Origin of the sequence: Pseudomonas sp. ADAK18, assembly GCF_012935695.1 — a bacterium.
Classification (GTDB): domain Bacteria; phylum Pseudomonadota; class Gammaproteobacteria; order Pseudomonadales; family Pseudomonadaceae; genus Aquipseudomonas.
On record NZ_CP052859.1, the window covers coordinates 1,035,632 to 1,053,031 of the forward strand.

Here is a 17,400-nt window from a genome sequence, read left to right on the forward strand (position 1 = left end):
CAATAAGGACACGTTAATGAGCCTGTGGCGTACCCAACCTGATATCGAACGACTGAACTCCAGCCAGAAAAACACCATCGGTGAAGTGCTGGATATTCGTTTCGAAGCCTTTGATGATGAGTCTCTGACCGCGAGCATGGTGATCGACCATCGCACCCATCAACCTTATGGCCTGCTGCACGGCGGGGCATCGGTGGTGTTGGCGGAGACTGTGGGTTCCATGGCCAGCTACCTGTGCATCGACGCCAGCAAGTTCTACTGCGTAGGCCTGGAAATTAACGCCAACCACCTGCGGGGCTTGCGTTCGGGGCGGGTGACGGCGGTGGCCAAGCCTATTCATATCGGGCGTACCACCCATGTCTGGGATATTCGCCTGACCAGCGATGAAGGCAAGGCCAGCTGTGTGTCGCGCCTGACCATGGCAGTGGTGCCGCTGGGTGAAAATCCACCGGCTCGATAGTCATGGCGTGAGTGTCATCATTCCTGGCAGTTACAGTCATTGCTGTGGCAGCCGGGCTTGGGGACAATAAATTTCTGTTTTCGGTGATAGGTCCGGTATGTCGCAACACGTGTTTTTCGCTCACGCCAATGGCTTTCCTTCGGCGACCTACGGCAAATTGTTTGCCGCACTGGCCCCGGAGTATTCCGTTGCGCACTTGCCACAGCACGGCCACGACCCCCGGTTTCCCGTGGATGATAACTGGCAGAATCTGGTGGATGAGCTGATCCATCACCTGGAGCAGCAACCGGAGCCGGTATGGGGTGTGGGCCACTCCCTGGGTGGTGTGTTGCACCTGCACGCCGCCCTGCGTTGCCCGCAGCTGTATCGCGGCGTGGTGATGCTGGACTCCCCGGTACTGACCGTGACCGACCGCTGGGTGATCCGTGCCGCCAAGCGCTTTGGCTTTATAGACCGCCTGACTCCGGCGGGCCGCACCCTCGGTCGGCGTGAAGAGTTCGCTGACCTGGACGCCGCGCGTCAATACTTCGCCGGCAAGACCCTGTTTCGTGGCTTCGATCCCGAGTGTTTCGATGCCTATTTGCAACATGGTCTGCAACAGGTTGGGGATCGTCTGCGTCTGCGCTTTGACCCTGCCACCGAAATCAGTATCTACCGGGGCGTGCCCCACACCAGCCCCGGCCAGGCGCGGCAATTGAAAGTGCCGCTGGCGGTGGTGCGTGGGCGGCAGAGCCGGGTGGTCATGCGCCACCATGCCAGCAGCGTCGGGCGCATGCCCATGGGCGAAATGCTGACCATGCCCGGCGGCCACATGTTTCCCCTTGAGCGTCCTCAGGACACCGCAACCTTGATCAAGAACCTGTTTGCCCGTTGGGAAGCCCGCCAGTGCGAGCCTGACTGCGCATGACCGCGCCCGTCGAAGAGGTGCGCCTGAGCCTGCCGCATATCGAACTGGCGGCCCATTTATTCGGCCCTGAGGACGGTTTGCCGGTCATCGCCCTGCATGGCTGGCTGGACAACGCCAACAGCTTTGCGCGCCTGGCACCGAAACTCAGTGGTCTGCGCATCATTGCCTTGGACATGGCCGGGCACGGTCACTCGGCCCATCGACCGATTGGGGCCGGTTATGCCCTGTGGGATTACGTCCACGATGTGCTGCAAGTGGCAGAACAACTGGGCTGGAAACGTTTTGCATTACTTGGTCACTCCCTTGGCGCCATCGTTTCTCTGGTGTTGGCCGGCGCCTTGCCCGAGCGGGTGACGCACCTGGGATTAATCGACGGTGTGATCCCGCCGACCGCCACCGGCGAGAATGTCGCCGAGCGCTTGGGTATGGCGTTGCAGGCGCAATTGAGCTTGCAAGACAAGCGCAAGCCGGTGTACACCACGCTCGACCGCGCCATTGAGGCGCGAATGAAGGGCGTGGTGGCGGTCAGCCGCGAAGCCGCAGAACTGCTGGCCCAGCGTGGCCTGATGCCGGTACCGGGTGGTTACACCTGGCGCAGCGACAGCCGCTTGACCCTGGCCTCACCGATGCGTCTGACGCAAGAGCAGGCCATGGCTTTCGTGCGTCGAGTGTCCTGTCCGACGCAATTGGTGGTGGCTGAAGACGGCATGTTGGCGAAACATTCCGAATTGCTTGCACAACTTCCCTTCAACCTGGCAACGCTACCCGGTGGTCATCATTTGCACCTGAATGACGAGCTTGGCGCGGTCCTTGTTGCAGACTGTTTCAATCGGTTCTTCACCACGCCTTGACTTGGCGGGGGCAACTGCCGAGGCTGGGCGGATCGAAAGGGAGTCAACCATGAACAATCTCAACACCGCTGCGACCTCATATGGCCAGGGCTCGCTGACCCAATGAGTATGCCGAAAGGATTTATCCGTATTCTGGGCCTGTTCTGTTTCAGCCCTCTGGTGTTCGCTGCCGACGTGCCGGGTAGCCAGGATTTGCCTGCCGTGGCACGTCAGGTCGACGCGCAGATCGTCGATTACCGCCCGACTGAAGACAAGGAGCGCATCTACCCGATGGGGGCGATCCGCAAGATCAGCGGCCAGTTGCGCTATGAAGGCCAGGCTACCGCCCGCGGCCAAGCGACTGCCATCACCTATGAACTTCCTGCCGAACACACCTCCAGCGCGGCTTTTACCGCCACCCGCGAAGCGTTGCAGGCCCAGGGCGCGCAATTGCTGTTCTGGTGCCAGGCCCGCGATTGCGGGGAAAGCAGCCTGTGGGCCAATGAAGTCTTCGGCAACGCCAAACTGGTGGGCGCCGATGGCCAGCAGGAATATCTGCTGCTGCGTCTAGCCGCTCCGCAAGACAACTCGCTGGTCGCGCTATATGGCATCACCCGGGGCAATCGTCGGGCTTACCTGCATGTCGAGCAACTCGACGCCAGCGCCCCCCTGGGAGATTTGCTGCCAACGTCGGCCACGCTCCTGCGGGAACTGAAGAGCACTGGCGAGTTGGACTTCCCCAAGCTCGGCGCCGAACCTGATGCCACCTGGCTGACCTTGATTTCCCGTGGATTGAACCTGGACGCGACTTTGCGGGTCAGTTTGACCGGGCCCAATGCCGAAGCCTGGCGTCAGGGCCTGATCGAGCAAGGCGTGCGTGCCGCGCGCTTGGAAACGGGCACTGCCGAGGCCAAGGGCCTGCACTTGCATCTGATACGCTGACCGTTCCAGGGCGAACGGACCCGCGCCGTTCGCCTAAGCTCTCCTTCTACAGACTTCTTTTCGAGAAACCACATGCTCAACAATGATCGCCTGCTGGTGCAGATCCTGCTCCTGGTGCTGTTTGGTGCCAGCTTCTGGGTGATGGCGCCGTTCTGGTCGGCGCTGTTCTGGGGCGCGGTGCTGGCGTTTGCCAGTTGGCCGCTGATGCGCCTGCTGACCCGCTGGCTGGGTGGGCGTGAATCCCTGGCCGCCGGCATCCTGACCCTGGTCTGGATGCTGTTGGTGGCGGTGCCGCTGGTTTGGCTGGGCTTTAACCTGGCAGACCATGTGCGCAGCGCCGTGGTGCTGATCAAGGATATTCAGGTCGACGGCTTGCCTCATTCGCCAGCCTGGCTGGGCTCCATCCCCTTGGTCGGTGAGCGGCTGGTGGGCATGTGGGACAGCATCGACCAGCAGGGGACGGCACTGATCGCCAGTCTGAAGCCCTACCTGGGGCAGGTCGGCAACTGGTTGTTGGCCCGTAGTGCACAGATCGGTGGCGGTATCCTCGAACTGACACTGAGCCTGGTGTTCGTGTTCTTTTTCTATCGGGACGGGCCGCGTTTGGCGATGTTTGCCCATCGTCTTCTGGAGCGCCTGATCGGTGACCGCGCCGGCTACTACATCGAACTGGTGGCGGGTACGGTGCAACGGGTGGTCAATGGCGTGATCGGCACGGCAGCTGCCCAGGCGTTGCTGGCGTTGATCGGGTTTCTGATTGCCGGCGTCCCGGGGGCGCTGGTGCTGGGGATCGTGACGTTCCTGCTCAGCCTGATTCCCATGGGCCCGCCGCTGATCTGGATTCCTGCCACGGCGTGGCTGGCGTGGAAAGGTGATTACACCTACGCGGTGTTCCTTGGGGTGTGGGGGACGTTCATCATCAGCGGCGTGGACAACGTGCTCAAACCGTACCTGATCAGCCGTGGCGGCAACCTGCCGTTGGTGATCGTGCTGCTGGGGGTGTTTGGTGGGTTGATTGCCTTTGGCTTTATCGGCTTGTTTATCGGGCCGACGCTGCTGGCAGTGGCTTACAGCCTGTTGATCGACTGGAGTAACAGTCAGGCCCAGGCTCGTCGGGAAGACAAGACGGGTCAATAATCAGGGCGGCATGATCGCTCCCGCATGGAGCGATCAGCACTTTACGCCCGGGGTAGCCACATGACGGCAGTCAACCCGCCCCCCGGTGTTTCCTCCAGGCTCAACTTGCCACCGAGCCGCTCCACTGCTTCCTTGGCAATGGTCATCCCCAAACCCACTCCACCGGAATTGCGGTTACGCGAACCCTCCAGCCTGAAAAAGGGCTCGAACACGGCTTCACGCTTATCTGCGGCAATCCCCGGCCCATGGTCGATCACCCGCACCACCAGCACCTGAGGGCTATCGGCCAGTTCAATACGCGCAGTGCCGGCATACCGCAGTGCATTATCGATGAGGTTATTGAGGCTTGAGCGCAGGGCCATCGGCTGCACCTGCAACGGTGCGCACTGTCCGCTGCATTGCACGTCCGAACCCCGGTCCTGGGCGTTTTCGGCGAGGGACTCCACCAACGCCTGCACATCCAGCCAATGCCGGGTTTCGCTGGTGCGTTGCTCGTGCAGGTAGCTGAGGGTGGCGTCGAGCATGCCGATCATGTCGTCCAGATCCTGACGCATCTGGCCCTGCAGTTTGGTGTCTTCGATCTGCTCCAGGCGCAGTTTGAGCCGTGACAGCGGGGTACGCAGGTCATGTGAGACGGCCCCGAGCATGCGTGCCCGCTGTGTAACCTGCTCGCGGATGCGTTTTTGCATCAAGTTGAAGGTCGATGCTGCCTGGCGTGCTTCTCGGGGGCCGGACTCATCCAGCGGCGGGCTATTGAGGTCGACGCTCAAGCGCTCGGCCGCCGCGCTCAGGCGCTGGATCGGCCGGCTGAGCAGTTTGGCACCGTACCAGGCGGCGATGATCAACGAGATGAATTGGAACGTGAGCGGCACCACTGGGCCGCCGAACCAGGGGCGATGATGCTCCCGGGGCAGCGGCGTCAAGGTGCCATCAGCTTGCTCGACAAACGTCTCGCGGGGTGGCGGCGGCGGCGGGCCATAGTGGTGAAACCAGAAGAAGGCGAGCACATGGGCCAGGACAATGGCCACCAACAACACACCAAACAACCGGCCGAACAGCGTGTTAAAGGCGTTGCGCATTAACCGATATCCCGGGCGTCGAACAGGTAGCCTTCGCCGCGCACGGTTTTGATCAGCTGCGGTGCTTTAGGGTCATCCCCCAGTTTTTGCCGCAGGCGCGACACCAGCAGGTCAATGCTGCGATCAAAGGCTTCTATAGAGCGACCCCGGGCCGCGTCCAGCAATTGCTCGCGGCTCAATACCCTGCGCGGGCGCTCGATAAACACCCACAACAAGCGAAACTCGGCATTGGACAGTGGCACTACCAGGCCGTCATCGGCGACCAATTGGCGCAGTACGCTGTTCAGGCGCCAGTTATCGAAACGGATATTGGCCCGCTGTTCGGTCCGATCGTCGCGTACCCGGCGCAGGATGGTCTGGATCCGCGCCACCAGCTCACGGGGTTCGAAGGGCTTGGACATGTAGTCGTCGGCCCCCAGTTCCAGGCCGATGATGCGGTCGGTGGGTTCGCAACGGGCGGTGAGCATCAGGATCGGGATGTCCGACTCGGCCCGCAGCCAACGGCACAGCGACAGGCCGTCTTCACCGGGCAGCATCAGGTCGAGTACCACCACGTCAAAGGTTTCGGCCAACATGGCGTGGCGCATGGCGGCGCCATCGGTCACGCCGCTGGCAAGAATGCCGAAGCGGGCCAGGTAATCGATCAGCAGTTCGCGGATCGGCACATCGTCGTCGACAATCAGCGCGCGAGTGTTCCAGCGCTTGTCGTCGGCGAGACCAGTACCTTTTTGATCGTCATTCAGCGTGGCGGTTGTGGTTTGCATGGTGCGATCATCTGCCTGGTTGGCCGCTGGGCCCAAGGGCGGCGGCAAGGTTGTCACGTTCAGCATAGGCGCCCAATCCTGTGGCTGGAAGTGCTGGCCGCTCGGGTCATGGGGCGAGGCTAGTCTTCAGGCGTGTTGTAGACATGTCGTGAATGTATCAACTTTGAAATATTTGCTGGCCAATGCCCGAATCCTGAGGATTTACCGATCATCGGATCCCGCAACGGCGCTGCTTGCGCTACAATCCGCGCCGATTTCGACTTGCCTGAGAGCCCATTCCAATGTCCGTCTGCCAGACTCCTATCATCGTCGCCCTGGATTACCCCACTCGTGACGCCGCACTGAAGCTGGCTGACCAGTTGGACCCGAAACTATGCCGGGTCAAGGTCGGCAAGGAACTGTTCACCAGTTGCGCCGCGGAAATCGTCGGCACCTTGCGTGACAAAGGCTTCGAGGTGTTCCTCGACCTGAAATTCCACGACATCCCCAACACCACGGCCATGGCGGTCAAGGCCGCTGCCGAGATGGGCGTGTGGATGGTCAACGTTCACTGTTCCGGCGGTTTGCGCATGATGGCGGCCTGCCGTGAGGTGCTGGACCAGCGCAGCGGTCCCAAGCCCCTGCTGATTGGCGTGACTGTGCTGACCAGTATGGAACGTGAAGACCTGGCCGGCATCGGCCTGGATATCGAGCCACAGGAGCAAGTGCTGCGTCTGGCGGCATTGGCGCAAAAGGCGGGCCTGGATGGCTTGGTGTGTTCGGCGCTGGAAGCCCAGGCGTTGAAAGCCGCCCATCCGTCCCTGCAACTGGTCACCCCGGGGATTCGCCCGGCGGGCAGCGCCCAGGACGACCAGCGTCGCATCCTGACTCCGCGTCAGGCACTGGACGCCGGTTCCGACTACCTGGTGATCGGCCGTCCGATCAGCCAGGCGGCCGACCCGGCCAAGGCGTTGGCGGCGGTGGTTGCCGAGATCGCCTGATAGCGCTGAATCTGAAGCCAACACTTAAAAAAGTGGGAGCACCGCCGCTCCCACATTTTGTGCAGCAGTGTGTCAGTTGACCTTCAACACCAACTTCCCGAAGTTCTCCCCGTTGAACAACTTCATCAACGTTTCCGGGAACGTCTCCAGGCCCTCGACAATATCTTCCTTGCTCTTGAGCTTGCCCTGCGCCATCCAGCCGCCCATCTCCTGCCCGGCGCTGGCAAAGTTTGCCGCATGGTCCATCACCACAAAGCCTTCCATGCGTGCCCGATTGACCAGCAGCGACAAGTAGTTGGCCGGCCCTTTTACCGCTTCTTTGTTGTTGTACTGGCTGATCGCACCGCAAATCACTACCCGGGCCTTCAGCGCCAATCGGCTCAGCACCGCGTCGAGAATGTCGCCGCCGACGTTATCGAAATACACGTCGACGCCGTTGGGGCACTCACGCTTGAGGCCAGCGTGTACGTCTTCGTTCTTGTAATCGATGGCGGCGTCAAACCCCAACTCATCCACCAGGAACTTGCACTTGTCGGCGCCCCCGGCAATCCCCACCACTCGGCAACCTTTGATCTTGGCGATTTGCCCGGCAATGCTGCCGACCGCACCGGCCGCGCCGGAAATAACCACGGTTTCCCCAGCCTTCGGCGCACCGGTGTCGAGCAGGGCGAAGTAGGCGGTCATCCCCGTCATCCCCAACGCCGACAGATAACGCGGCAGCGGCGCCAGTTTTGGGTCGACCTTGTAGAAACCTCGCGGCTCACCGACGAAATAATCCTGCACGCCCAGGGCGCCATTCACGTAGTCGCCCACTGCAAACTTGGGGTTGTTCGATGCAATAACTTTGCCCACGCCCAGTGCGCGCATGACTTCGCCGATGCCGACCGGTGGAATGTAGGATTTGCCCTCATTCATCCAGCCGCGCATCGCCGGGTCCAGTGACAGGTACTCATTGCGCACCAGAATCTGCCCCTCCTGAGGCGTGCCCACCGGCACTTCCTGATAGGTAACGGTGTCCCGGGTAGCCGCGCCGACCGGGCGTTTGGCGAGCAGGAATTGGCGATTGGTCTGGGCAGTCATGGCAGGGACTCTGAAGAAGTGAACCTTGAGTGATAGTCCCTCTTGGCGCTGGGGGCAAGCTGCTCCGACGGGTGCGAATGCCCGTCGATAGGCTGTGATGATAGTGAGCTCGGCAGGCTTATCACTGCCACTCATGGAGCGCTAACCGGCCTTTTGATAGTGCTGACGTGCACGTGTTGCCAGTGGCTAGACTGGGTCAACGGGCATTCCATCCAAGGATCTAACCATGAGTATGACGTTTTCCGGCCAGGTCGCCCTGGTCACTGGTGCGGCTAACGGTATTGGCCGCGCCACGGCATTGGCTTTTGCCGATGAAGGTTTGAAAGTGGTCGTCGCCGATCTGGATGTGGTGGGCGGCGAAAGCACGGTGGCATTGATCCATCAGGCCGGTGGCGAAGCGATTTTCGTGCGCTGCAACGTCACCCTGGAAGCGGATGTACAGCAGTTGATGCAGCAAATCGTGGCCACTTATGGGCGGTTGGACTATGCCTTCAACAACGCCGGGATTGAGATCGAGAAGGGTAAACTGGCCGATGGCAGCCTGGATGAATTCGACGCCATCATGGGGGTCAACGTCAAGGGCGTGTGGTTGTGCATGAAGTACCAGTTGCCGTTGCTGCTGGCCCAAGGCGGCGGGGCGATCGTCAATACGGCGTCGGTGGCCGGATTGGGCGCAGCGCCGAAGATGAGTATTTATGCGGCTTCCAAGCATGCGGTCATTGGCCTGACCAAATCGGCGGCCATTGAGTATGCGAAAAAGAAAATCCGGGTTAACGCGGTCTGCCCGGCGGTGATCGACACCGACATGTTCCGCCGCGCCTATGAGGCGGATCCGAGAAAGGCCGAATTTGCCGCTGCCATGCACCCGGTCGGGCGTATTGGTACGGTTGGGGAAATCGCCAGTGCTGTGCTCTATCTGTGCAGCGACGGCGCTGCCTTCACCACGGGGCAAGCGTTGGCCGTGGACGGTGGCGCCACCGCTATCTAGGACCGCAAGCCCTTACCCGATCAGAATACCTTCGAGGCGCTGTGAGGCGTTTCCGTAGGTGGCCAGATGCCGCGTTCGAATGTGTTTCATTAGGTAAATAATTCAATAAAATCAATGATTTAATAAATATTATGAGCGGCGCTCATCAACGTCTGTGCTTAACTGTTTTGGGTTTAAATGACAAACAGTTGAAGTGAGTGGCTCATGGATTTAGGGATCGATCGACAAGCCCTTGTACCGGTAGTTCAGCAGATCGTCAGTGCGGTTGCCGAGTGGATTCGAGAGAGCGGGGTAGGCCCTGGGACGCGCCTGCCTCCCATTCGACAATTGGCCCGTGACAACTTGCTCAGTCAGTCCAGTGTCATCGAAGCATTCGAGCGGATGGTGGCGCAAGGACTGCTGGCGTCAAGACAAGGCTCGGGTTTTTTCGTCGCCGAGCAACCTGTCGCCAGCGGCCCCAAGAGCGAAAACCAGTGGTATGAGGGCGCGGAACAAGGATGGGGACGCTTCACCGATAACCCGCTGGGCGAATTGAAACTGGGGTGTGGCTGGTTGCCGGACACCTGGCGTGAAAGTGATGACATCAGCTATGCCATTCGCGAAGTCACGCGCACCAATACTGCAGGGCTATTCAACTACAGCACGCCGCTTGGGCTGCCGGCGTTGCGCGAGCAACTGCTCAGGCGCCTGAACCATATCCGGATTGCCACCAGCCTTGACCGTATCCTGACCACTCAGGGCGCCAGCCATGCCCTCGACCTGCTGATACGCACGTTGCTCAAGGCGGGTGACACGGTGATGGTTGAAAGCCCGGGGTACGCCAACCTGTACCGTTTATTGGCGTTTCACGGCGTCAAATTGCTTGAAATCCCCAGGACCCGTGGCGGTCCGGATATTGCTGCACTGGAGGAGTTGTTGCAGGTACATCGTCCCAAGTGCCTGTTCATTAACAGCCTCTATCACAACCCGACAGGTACCAGCCTGACCCTAGTGGTGGCGGAGCGTTTGTTGCAACTGGCTCACGCCCAGGACTTCTTCATTATAGAGGAAGACGTCTATGGCGACCTGCAACATGCCACCTGCACCCGACTCTCGGCGTTGTCCCACGAAGATCGGGTCATCTATGTCTCGAGCTTTTCCAAGACCCTCAGCAGTGCCTTGCGGGTGGGCTATCTGACCGCCAGTGCGGCAATCATTGGGCAACTGGTCAAGGTCAAGACCCTGACCGGCATCGGCACTTCGCGATTTGCCGAGGCGGTGGTGGCAACCTTGTTAGTCAATGGCACTTATCGCAAATGGGTGCAGCGACTACGCAAGCGCCTGAGCACCGAAATGGCCATGACCCTGCAGGTGCTGGAGGACGAAGAGTGGGAAGTTTTTGCCGTGCCGGCTGGGGGCATGTTTGTGTGGGCCAGGCCTTGCGTGGACAGCCGCCCGCAGTTGCAGGCCAGGGCTCGTAAACTTGGGGTTTTGTTGTCGCCGGGCTCGCTGTTCAATCCGACGGGGGCGCACAGCGACTGGCTGCGTATCAATGTGGCCTATGCTGCTGATCAACGCGCGCTGGCGCTGTTCAAAGCCGTAGGGCCTGCAGGATCGACCTCTACCATTCTGAAAACGACGGGTATGTAGCTTTTTGCCATTATTGTGGCGCCAGTGTCTTGTGTTCGATGCCTTGTCGTTGCGAATCTCCCTTCATGGAAAGTGGGCTTGATGGCATTCGCCACTCCAAGAGGACTCAAGTGCAATGATTTCGGCCGTGCAACGACGTTTTGCCAACCTCGGTATGGCGAAGAAACTGGGTCTGGGCTTTGCCTTGGTATTGCTACTGACGGCGCTGGTGGCCGCCATTGGGGTGTGGTCACTGCAAACCGTCGGCCAGCGTTTTGAAGGCCTGAAGAGCATGTCTTCGCTCAACAGCGGCCTGTTGAAAGTGCGCTTGATCGAGCAGGACTATGCGCTGCATGCCGATCCAAAATCCGTCGACGCCTTGCATGAAAGCGTCGATGCCTTGTCCGCTTTGGCCGCCAGTCTCAAGGCCGGTTCTGCCGCCAATGTGCCGGTGATGACGGATGTGGAGCAGGCCCTCATCGCCTATCGCAAGGCGTTCGACGAGTTTGTCGAACTGACCCAAGCTAAGGACCTGGCGCTGGAAATGGCCAGTTGGTCGGTCTCCAGTGTCTCCAACAACCTCGACGTGTTGCAGGCAGGTCTGGCGGATGACGGTGCCTACGGTCTCAAGGAAAGCCAAGGCAAAGACGGCGCCGAGTTTATCGAGCAGGCGGGGCAGGTCAGCCAGGTTTCGCGGCTGATGTTGCAAGCCATGAACGAGGCTCGGCTGCGTCTGGATCAAAGCCGCAAGGGCGATGACGAAAACGCCGGGCAAGGCAAGATTGAGCAGGCCGATCAGGCGCTGGCCCAGGCCGAACAACTGAAAACCACAGTCAAGGATCCTGGCTACCAGACGGTGCTCAATGAAGTCGCCGGGCATATTGCGGCGTTCAGCGAAAAGCTCGGCGAATACACCGGCCTGCTGGCACAGGAAAAGACCGTCTACAAACAACTGCATGAGCGCGCCGATCAAGTGGTGACCCGGGTCAACCAGGCCTATGCCGCAGAAGATCAGTCGATGCAGGCACAACTGAAGAAAAGTACCTTGCTGATCATAGGCTCTTCAGCCCTGGCCTTGCTGGTAGGGTTGATTGCCGCATGGGTCATTACCCGGTTGATCGTCATGCCATTGCGCAGTGTGATTGGGGTGGCCCAACAAATTGCCGCCGGTGACCTCAGTGGCCGGATGGAGGTCAGCCGTCGCGATGAAATTGGCCAACTGATGCAGGCCATGCAACAGATGGGTACGGGCTTGAGCAGCATGGTCAGCGGGTTACAGGCGGGTATCGAGCAGTTGGCAAGCTCCGCCCACTCACTGTCCAGCGTGACCGAGCAGACCAATATTGAGGTCAGCAGCCAGAAGGAAGAAACCGAGCAAGTCGCTACCGCCATGAACCAGATGACCGCAACGGTACATGACGTGGCGCGTAACGCTGAAGAGGCAGCCCAGGCGGCGCAAACAGCGGATGACAAGGTCGACAGTGGCCAGCAGGTGGTGCGCCAGAGCTTGCAGCGCATTGAGTTGCTGGCGACTTCGGCGACTTCCGCGAGTACCAGCATCGAAAGCTTGAGCGCAGAAATCCAGAACATCGGCACCGTCCTGGAGGTGATCAAGAGCGTGGCCGAACAGACCAACTTGCTGGCCCTGAACGCAGCGATCGAAGCGGCGCGGGCAGGAGAGCAGGGGCGTGGCTTCGCCGTGGTGGCCGATGAGGTGCGAGCGTTGGCCAGGCGGACCCAGCAATCCACCGAGGAAATCGAGCGACTGGTCAGTACCTTGCGCAGTGCGGCGCAGTCTTCGGTGCAGCAGATCAAGCAGAGTGGGGAATTGGTCAAGCTGGCGGTCAGCGACGCGCTGGAAACCGAAAGTGCCTTGGGCAGCATTGCGGCAGCGGTGTCGTTGATCCAGCAAATGAACCAGCAGATCGCCGCAGCCGCCGAGGAGCAAAGCTCGGTGGCCGAGGAAATCAATCGCAGTGTCACCAGTATTCGTGCCAGTGCCGATCAATCGGCGTTGAGCATGCAAGGCAACGCGGCATCCAGTATCCAACTGGCGCAGTTGGGGGCAGAGCTGAAAGGGATGGTCGGGCACTTCCGCCTTTGATCGCCGCTTGATCGCGGCGCTCAAAAGGGGGAGGGGTCAGGCGTGGTTGGCCAGGAACGTCAGCAGTGCTTCATTGACGAAATCAGGGTTTTCCCGGCTGGAGATGTGCCCTGCATCTGGAATCAATGTTAGTGCGCAACCGATCAAATCAGCCATTTCTTCGGATTCGGCTGGTGGCCGTGGCTTGTCCTGCTCGCCGCACATCACCAGCGTGGTGTCGGCGTCCAGGCGTGGCAAGTGTTCCAGGACATTGTCGCGGCTGAAGATGAGCCGGCCCAACGGCACGATGCTGTGCAGCAGGCGCTCCTTGGGGAAGGCCTTCAGCGCATTGCGAAAGTCTTGGTACAAGGCCGATTCGCGGTCAATGCCTGGACGGAAGAAGATCGGTGCGACCACATCCAGCAAGGGCTCCGGGATGGCACCGGCATCCTCGATCATCTTGAACAGCGAGAAGTAATACTGGCGAGTGGCCTCGGGCTCGGCGCCCAGGTAAGTGTCCATCAGTACCAGGCTGTTGACTCGCTCCGGCGCCTGCAATGCCAGGCGCGCGCCCCACATGCCACCGACCGAAAGACCCACCAGGTTGATTTGGGTAATGTCCAAGTGATCCAGCAGGGCCAAGGTCTGGCGTGCCAGGTCATCCATGGATGCTGTTTTCTGCGGCAGCTGGCCGGACTCGCCATGGCCCCACAACTCGGGGACGATCACTCGGTACTGTTGGGAAAGGGCTTCGATCTGCGGCGCCCACATACGGCGGTCCCAGAGATAACTTTGGCCTAGCAGGACGACGGGGCCGCTGCCTTGATCCAGGTAGTGCAAGGGTTGTCCATCAATCACGGCGACAGGCATGGAGGAGCCTCTTTCGTTAACAGAGTGAGGGGCACTTTTTTACGCTAGTCGCGGGCGGGAGGATAGATGCAGGATGATGGCACGGGAAGATCATGTAGGAGCGAGGGAGACGCCTAGCTCCTACAGAGGGAGAGGGGATCAGTCGTAAATCGCTTTCTTCTTCCAATCGGCATCCGCATCCACGACTTTCAAGCCTTCGCTCAATTCATTGACCTCATCGGCAGCCGGCTGAGTGTTGGTCAGCACCATTGCGTTGGCGCGGGCCAGTTGTTTCTCCAGCCACTGCAACTGTTCGCTGTAGAGCACCGGCTCTGCCTGTTTGCGCAAATACTGGACGCCACGCTCGAATGCCAGGCGTGCCTGGCCTGGCTGAGCCTGCTGCAAGGCATGCTGGCCGAGGTTGTTGAAGAACTCGATGTGCAGCAGCACCAGGATGTGGCGGATTTCCTTGATCCAGTGCTTGGCCTCGTTGGTCGGCAAGAAACCGTCCTGGGCCGCGCGGGTCACCTGGCCGTGCAGCGCTTCCAACAGGAAACGCACGTCCTTGGCCTTGGCTTCGGTCTGGATCGGGCCAGGAGGATTGGTCACCGGAATCGACTCGCCCTGGGCGATCAGTGCGTTGAGCTCGGTGATTCGCGCTTTAATGGGCGCGCTGGATTTGTTCAGGTTCAACAGGCGCTGGTTGACGTTGAGTTCCAGGCGGGTCAGCAACAGCTTGAGCGCGGGGGTCATCAATTGGCCCGGGAAGGTCTCGGTGATTTCGCCGCATCGACGCAGTCGGTCATTGAGCTCGATCTGGGTCCTGGCCTTTTCCAGTTTGTTGTTTTCCACCACATGGTTCATGTAGCCAATGGCGATCAGTATTACGATCCCGGCTATTACCAGCAGGGTGATCATGAGTGGTGTCACCGGTGAGACCTCTTTATTGGGTTTGCGTTGGAGTGTAGTGACTGGGGCATTGGGCGGATAGGACTGATCGACGAGTTGATCCGGTACTTTCCTCTATATAGGTAGGCGGTCTCGGCATGGATGCACATTGCCATCATTCGCTGATGTGAACTATAGCGCCTTGTCGGACGCCAGAATATAGGCGCCAAACACTGGACGTCGAGAATGCCCGAGAAGCTCGGTAAAGCGCATCGAAGTCATTGATTTAAATAAATTTATAGTTGGGGGTTGACGACCTCTCAATCCATCCATAGAATGCGCGCCACTTACAGCGTAAAGCACACAGCGAAACGCGGTAGGGAGTGAATGTTGTACGTGTGTCCCCTTCGTCTAGTGGCCTAGGACACCGCCCTTTCACGGCGGTAACAGGGGTTCGAGTCCCCTAGGGGACGCCATTGCGGGAATAGCTCAGTTGGTAGAGCACGACCTTGCCAAGGTCGGGGTCGCGAGTTCGAGTCTCGTTTCCCGCTCCAATTTTAAACAGTGTTGCTTTCGGGCGGCACTGAGTGAAACCAGGACCAAGTCTTCGGGCTAGGGTCTGGGCACTGAAATACACACCATGTGTTTCAGTTAGCGTGTCCCCTTCGTCTAGTGGCCTAGGACACCGCCCTTTCACGGCGGTAACAGGGGTTCGAGTCCCCTAGGGGACGCCATTTGCGGGAATAGCTCAGTTGGTAGAGCACGACCTTGCCAAGGTCGGGGTCGCGAGTTCGAGTCTCGTTTCCCGCTCCATATTTAACAAAAACGCCGCTCAGCAATGAGCGGCGTTTTTGTTTGTGCGTTATTGATGCCTGGCGGTTCGAGTGTGCACTGGGACCAAAGCCGGGCCCGCCGCAACAGCGGGCCCGAAAGGAGAATCAGAGCTTCGGCAGTTGCCCGATGCGGCTCATCATCTCGGTCACGACCTGCAGGTCCAGCAGGAACTGCTCCACTGTCTTGAACTCGCTGTCGGTGTGGCCGGTGTACTTGACGTTTGGCATCGCCAGACCGAACTGCACGCCATTGGGCAGGTTATGGACCGAAGTGGCGCCGGCGGAGGTGCCGAACTTGTGTTCCATACCCAGGTTTTCAGTGGCCACGGCCAGCAGCGCCTTGACCCACTCACCCTCTGGGTTGCGGTACATCGGTGCCGCGATCGAGTAGTCGAAGGTCGCTGCAATGCGAGTCTTTTTGCTCCAGGCAGCGATCTTGTCGGCAATTTCGGATTTGAGCGCTTCTGGCGACTTGCCCTTTGGCACCCGCAAGTTGACCGCGAGCTTGAAGGTTTTGTCATCCATGGCGACATAGGTCAGGGACGTGGTCAGCGGGCCCATAAAGGCATCGGAAAAACCGACCCCCAATTTGCCCCCCAGATAATCCAGGCCCCAGTTGTCGGCTGCATAACGGGCAGCGTCAGTAATGTGGTTGTGCTTGAGTGCGACTTTTCCGTCCAGGCTGTTGATAAAGTCCAGCATCCGGGCGACCGGGTTCACACCGGATTCGGGCTCCGAAGAGTGGGCGGAAACACCAGTGACAGTCAGCTTGACGTCGTTACCGTCGACCTTGGTGGTGATCGTGAAGTCGCCGCCATTACGCTTGGCGTACTCACTGCCGGCCTTTTGCAGGCTGGCGGCCAGTTCAGCGGGTTTGTCAGTGATCAGGGTGGCAACCGAGGCCGACGGAATCTGGTTGGTGGCCAGGCCGCCGGTCATCGAGGTGATCTCGGCGCCTTTGCCCTCAGCTTTGCGCCGGGCAAAGTTCGCCATGACCGTGCCATAGCCTTTTTCGGCAATCACTACAGGGTAGCCACCGTCCAGTGCCAGGTTGTAGTTGGGAACCGGGTTGCGTTCAAAATAGTAAGGGATGGCGTCGCCAGTGGTTTCTTCGGTGGTGTCGACCAGCAGCTTGAAGTTGCGCGCCAGAGGCAGCTTCTCTTCCTTGATGACCTTCATGGCGTAGAGCGTTACCACGATACCGTTCTTGTCATCCTCGGTGCCCCGGCCATACATACGGTCGCCGATCAGGGTGACCTTGAACGGATCAAGTTTGGTGCCGTCCGGCAGGACCCAGTTTTCCGGCGTCACAGGCACTACGTCGGCGTGAGCATGAACGCCCACCACTTCATCGCCAGCGCCTTCGAGAGAGATTTCATAGACGCGGTTGTCGACGTTGCGAAAGTTCAGGTTGAAGGCCTGGGCAAGGTTCTTGATCTTATCGGCGATCTTGATGAACTCAGGGTTGTCGTGCTGGGCAACGCCGTCCACGCGGAAGGTCGGAATGGCCACCAGCTCACGCAGGGTCTCAAGGGCCGCATCGCCGTATTTCACCCGTGTATAAATGCCTAGAAGACGATAGATCTCGTTCTGCTGTTCGGCGGTAAGGGTCTTGTTGCCTTGAAACGCACTGATTGCCGCGCCGAGATCATCGGTTTTGGCCAGGTCGCTCTTGGCCAGGTTTGTCAGGAACTGCCTGAAATCCGTGACCGACGTATCGCTGAAGGTCTTGAGGATGGTCGCACTCTGTTGCGGGGTAATATTGGCGAGCGCGGGCGTGGCGAGCGACGAAAGGCTGGCCAGAATCAGGGTCGTTGCAGCCAGGTGCTTGAATGAGAAATCCATTGCTGGGGGCATTCCTTTGCAGGTGGTGGGTAAGAAATGTCTGATCGGTAGATCAGAAATATTTCCACACACTAACACCATGAAGGAAGGGTAAGGGAGCCCCTGAAGTGGGATGTGTCCTACATAA

Annotated in this window: 15 protein-coding genes and 4 tRNA genes; 13 read left to right on the forward strand and 6 right to left on the reverse strand. The window is 59.6% G+C overall.

Annotation, left to right across the window (positions count from 1 at the left end; translation table 11 throughout):
* Positions 1-16 precede the first annotated feature (16 nt).
* From HKK55_RS04785 to HKK55_RS04805, 5 genes are all read left to right on the forward strand, one after another.
* On the forward strand, positions 17-460 hold the full coding sequence (locus tag HKK55_RS04785; RefSeq protein WP_169353589.1) for a hotdog fold thioesterase: 444 nt from the start codon (positions 17-19) through the stop codon (positions 458-460).
* Between the two features lie 97 nt (positions 461-557).
* On the forward strand, positions 558-1,367 hold the full coding sequence (locus tag HKK55_RS04790; RefSeq protein ID WP_169353590.1) for an alpha/beta fold hydrolase: 810 nt from the start codon (positions 558-560) through the stop codon (positions 1,365-1,367).
* On the forward strand, positions 1,364-2,218 hold the full coding sequence (locus HKK55_RS04795; protein ID WP_169353591.1) for an alpha/beta hydrolase: 855 nt from the start codon (positions 1,364-1,366) through the stop codon (positions 2,216-2,218). Before HKK55_RS04790 ends, HKK55_RS04795 begins: the two co-directional genes overlap by 4 nt.
* Before the next feature lie 102 nt (positions 2,219-2,320).
* Complete coding sequence (locus HKK55_RS04800; RefSeq protein ID WP_169353592.1) at positions 2,321-3,139, forward strand: DUF4892 domain-containing protein; 819 nt, start codon at positions 2,321-2,323, stop codon at positions 3,137-3,139.
* Between the two features lie 72 nt (positions 3,140-3,211).
* On the forward strand, positions 3,212-4,276 hold the full coding sequence (locus HKK55_RS04805; RefSeq protein WP_169353593.1) for an AI-2E family transporter: 1,065 nt from the start codon (positions 3,212-3,214) through the stop codon (positions 4,274-4,276).
* A gap of 41 nt (positions 4,277-4,317) precedes the next feature.
* Here the strand turns inward: HKK55_RS04805 and HKK55_RS04810 are convergent, their stop codons facing one another.
* Both HKK55_RS04810 and HKK55_RS04815 read right to left on the reverse strand, forming a co-directional pair.
* On the reverse strand, positions 4,318-5,355 hold the full coding sequence (locus HKK55_RS04810) for a cell wall metabolism sensor histidine kinase WalK (RefSeq protein ID WP_169353594.1): 1,038 nt from the start codon (positions 5,353-5,355) through the stop codon (positions 4,318-4,320).
* Positions 5,355-6,119, reverse strand: coding sequence for a response regulator (locus tag HKK55_RS04815; RefSeq protein ID WP_169357782.1), 765 nt, complete (start codon positions 6,117-6,119; stop codon positions 5,355-5,357). The genes HKK55_RS04810 and HKK55_RS04815 overlap by 1 nt, the downstream gene beginning before the upstream one ends.
* A 281-nt stretch (positions 6,120-6,400) precedes the next feature.
* On the opposite strand from HKK55_RS04815, the gene pyrF reads away from it, so the two are divergent.
* The gene (gene pyrF, locus HKK55_RS04820; protein WP_149411479.1) at positions 6,401-7,099 is read left to right on the forward strand and encodes an orotidine-5'-phosphate decarboxylase; all 699 of its coding nucleotides are present in this window, start codon (positions 6,401-6,403) and stop codon (positions 7,097-7,099) included.
* A gap of 72 nt (positions 7,100-7,171) precedes the next feature.
* Here the strand turns inward: pyrF and HKK55_RS04825 are convergent, their stop codons facing one another.
* On the reverse strand, positions 7,172-8,179 hold the full coding sequence (locus tag HKK55_RS04825) for an NADP-dependent oxidoreductase (protein ID WP_169353595.1): 1,008 nt from the start codon (positions 8,177-8,179) through the stop codon (positions 7,172-7,174).
* A gap of 226 nt (positions 8,180-8,405) precedes the next feature.
* Between HKK55_RS04825 and HKK55_RS04830 the strand changes: the two genes are divergently transcribed.
* The 3 genes from HKK55_RS04830 to HKK55_RS04840 all read left to right on the forward strand — a co-directional run bounded on the left by HKK55_RS04830 (position 8,406) and on the right by HKK55_RS04840 (position 12,879).
* A complete protein-coding gene (locus tag HKK55_RS04830) occupies positions 8,406-9,167 on the forward strand; it encodes an SDR family oxidoreductase (RefSeq protein WP_169353596.1) in 762 nt (253 codons plus the stop codon).
* Positions 9,168-9,371: 204 nt separating this feature from the next.
* Positions 9,372-10,796, forward strand: coding sequence for a PLP-dependent aminotransferase family protein (locus HKK55_RS04835; RefSeq protein ID WP_169353597.1), 1,425 nt, complete (start codon positions 9,372-9,374; stop codon positions 10,794-10,796).
* Between the two features lie 115 nt (positions 10,797-10,911).
* Positions 10,912-12,879: a methyl-accepting chemotaxis protein gene (locus HKK55_RS04840; protein ID WP_169353598.1), complete on the forward strand. Its 1,968-nt coding sequence runs from the start codon at positions 10,912-10,914 to the stop codon at positions 12,877-12,879.
* Between the two features lie 36 nt (positions 12,880-12,915).
* Here HKK55_RS04840 and HKK55_RS04845 read toward each other — a convergent pair whose 3' ends face one another.
* Both HKK55_RS04845 and HKK55_RS04850 read right to left on the reverse strand, forming a co-directional pair.
* Complete coding sequence (locus HKK55_RS04845; protein ID WP_169353599.1) at positions 12,916-13,728, reverse strand: alpha/beta fold hydrolase; 813 nt, start codon at positions 13,726-13,728, stop codon at positions 12,916-12,918.
* A gap of 138 nt (positions 13,729-13,866) precedes the next feature.
* Complete coding sequence (locus HKK55_RS04850) at positions 13,867-14,625, reverse strand: hypothetical protein (protein ID WP_237151315.1); 759 nt, start codon at positions 14,623-14,625, stop codon at positions 13,867-13,869.
* A 370-nt stretch (positions 14,626-14,995) separates the two neighbouring features.
* Here HKK55_RS04850 and HKK55_RS04855 point away from each other — a divergent pair.
* The 4 genes from HKK55_RS04855 (at position 14,996) to HKK55_RS04870 (ending at position 15,408) form a co-directional block, all read left to right on the forward strand.
* A tRNA-Glu gene (locus HKK55_RS04855) sits at positions 14,996-15,071 on the forward strand.
* 2 nt (positions 15,072-15,073) lie between these two features.
* Positions 15,074-15,149 (forward strand) — tRNA-Gly (locus HKK55_RS04860).
* Between the two features lie 104 nt (positions 15,150-15,253).
* Positions 15,254-15,329, forward strand: a tRNA-Glu gene (locus HKK55_RS04865).
* A gap of 3 nt (positions 15,330-15,332) precedes the next feature.
* Positions 15,333-15,408: transfer RNA gene (locus HKK55_RS04870), tRNA-Gly, on the forward strand.
* Positions 15,409-15,533: 125 nt separating this feature from the next.
* On the opposite strand, the gene HKK55_RS04875 is transcribed toward HKK55_RS04870, so the two are convergent.
* Positions 15,534-17,273 (reverse strand): dipeptidase, encoded by a 1,740-nt coding sequence (locus tag HKK55_RS04875; RefSeq protein WP_169353601.1) that lies wholly within the window; start codon positions 17,271-17,273, stop codon positions 15,534-15,536.
* Between the last annotated feature and the right edge of the window lie 127 nt (positions 17,274-17,400).

Excerpts from the sequence above, each read along its gene's own strand:
- HKK55_RS04840 (WP_169353598.1), top strand. The coding sequence starts at position 10,912 with ATGATTTCGGCCGTGCAACGACGTTTTGCCAACCTCGGTATGGCGAAG.
- HKK55_RS04830 (WP_169353596.1), top strand. The coding sequence starts at position 8,406 with ATGAGTATGACGTTTTCCGGCCAGGTCGCCCTGGTCACTGGTGCGGCT.
- HKK55_RS04825 (WP_169353595.1), bottom strand. The coding sequence starts at position 8,179 with ATGACTGCCCAGACCAATCGCCAATTCCTGCTCGCCAAACGCCCGGTC.
- HKK55_RS04845 (WP_169353599.1), bottom strand. The coding sequence starts at position 13,728 with ATGCCTGTCGCCGTGATTGATGGACAACCCTTGCACTACCTGGATCAA.
- HKK55_RS04810 (WP_169353594.1), bottom strand. The coding sequence starts at position 5,355 with ATGCGCAACGCCTTTAACACGCTGTTCGGCCGGTTGTTTGGTGTGTTG.
- HKK55_RS04835 (WP_169353597.1), top strand. The coding sequence starts at position 9,372 with ATGGATTTAGGGATCGATCGACAAGCCCTTGTACCGGTAGTTCAGCAG.
- HKK55_RS04850 (WP_237151315.1), bottom strand. The coding sequence starts at position 14,625 with ATGATCACCCTGCTGGTAATAGCCGGGATCGTAATACTGATCGCCATT.
- HKK55_RS04875 (WP_169353601.1), bottom strand. The coding sequence starts at position 17,273 with ATGGATTTCTCATTCAAGCACCTGGCTGCAACGACCCTGATTCTGGCC.
- HKK55_RS04815 (WP_169357782.1), bottom strand. The coding sequence starts at position 6,119 with ATGCAAACCACAACCGCCACGCTGAATGACGATCAAAAAGGTACTGGT.
- pyrF (WP_149411479.1), top strand. The coding sequence starts at position 6,401 with ATGTCCGTCTGCCAGACTCCTATCATCGTCGCCCTGGATTACCCCACT.
- HKK55_RS04785 (WP_169353589.1), top strand. The coding sequence starts at position 17 with ATGAGCCTGTGGCGTACCCAACCTGATATCGAACGACTGAACTCCAGC.
- HKK55_RS04790 (WP_169353590.1), top strand. The coding sequence starts at position 558 with ATGTCGCAACACGTGTTTTTCGCTCACGCCAATGGCTTTCCTTCGGCG.
- HKK55_RS04800 (WP_169353592.1), top strand. The coding sequence starts at position 2,321 with ATGAGTATGCCGAAAGGATTTATCCGTATTCTGGGCCTGTTCTGTTTC.
- HKK55_RS04795 (WP_169353591.1), top strand. The coding sequence starts at position 1,364 with ATGACCGCGCCCGTCGAAGAGGTGCGCCTGAGCCTGCCGCATATCGAA.
- HKK55_RS04805 (WP_169353593.1), top strand. The coding sequence starts at position 3,212 with ATGCTCAACAATGATCGCCTGCTGGTGCAGATCCTGCTCCTGGTGCTG.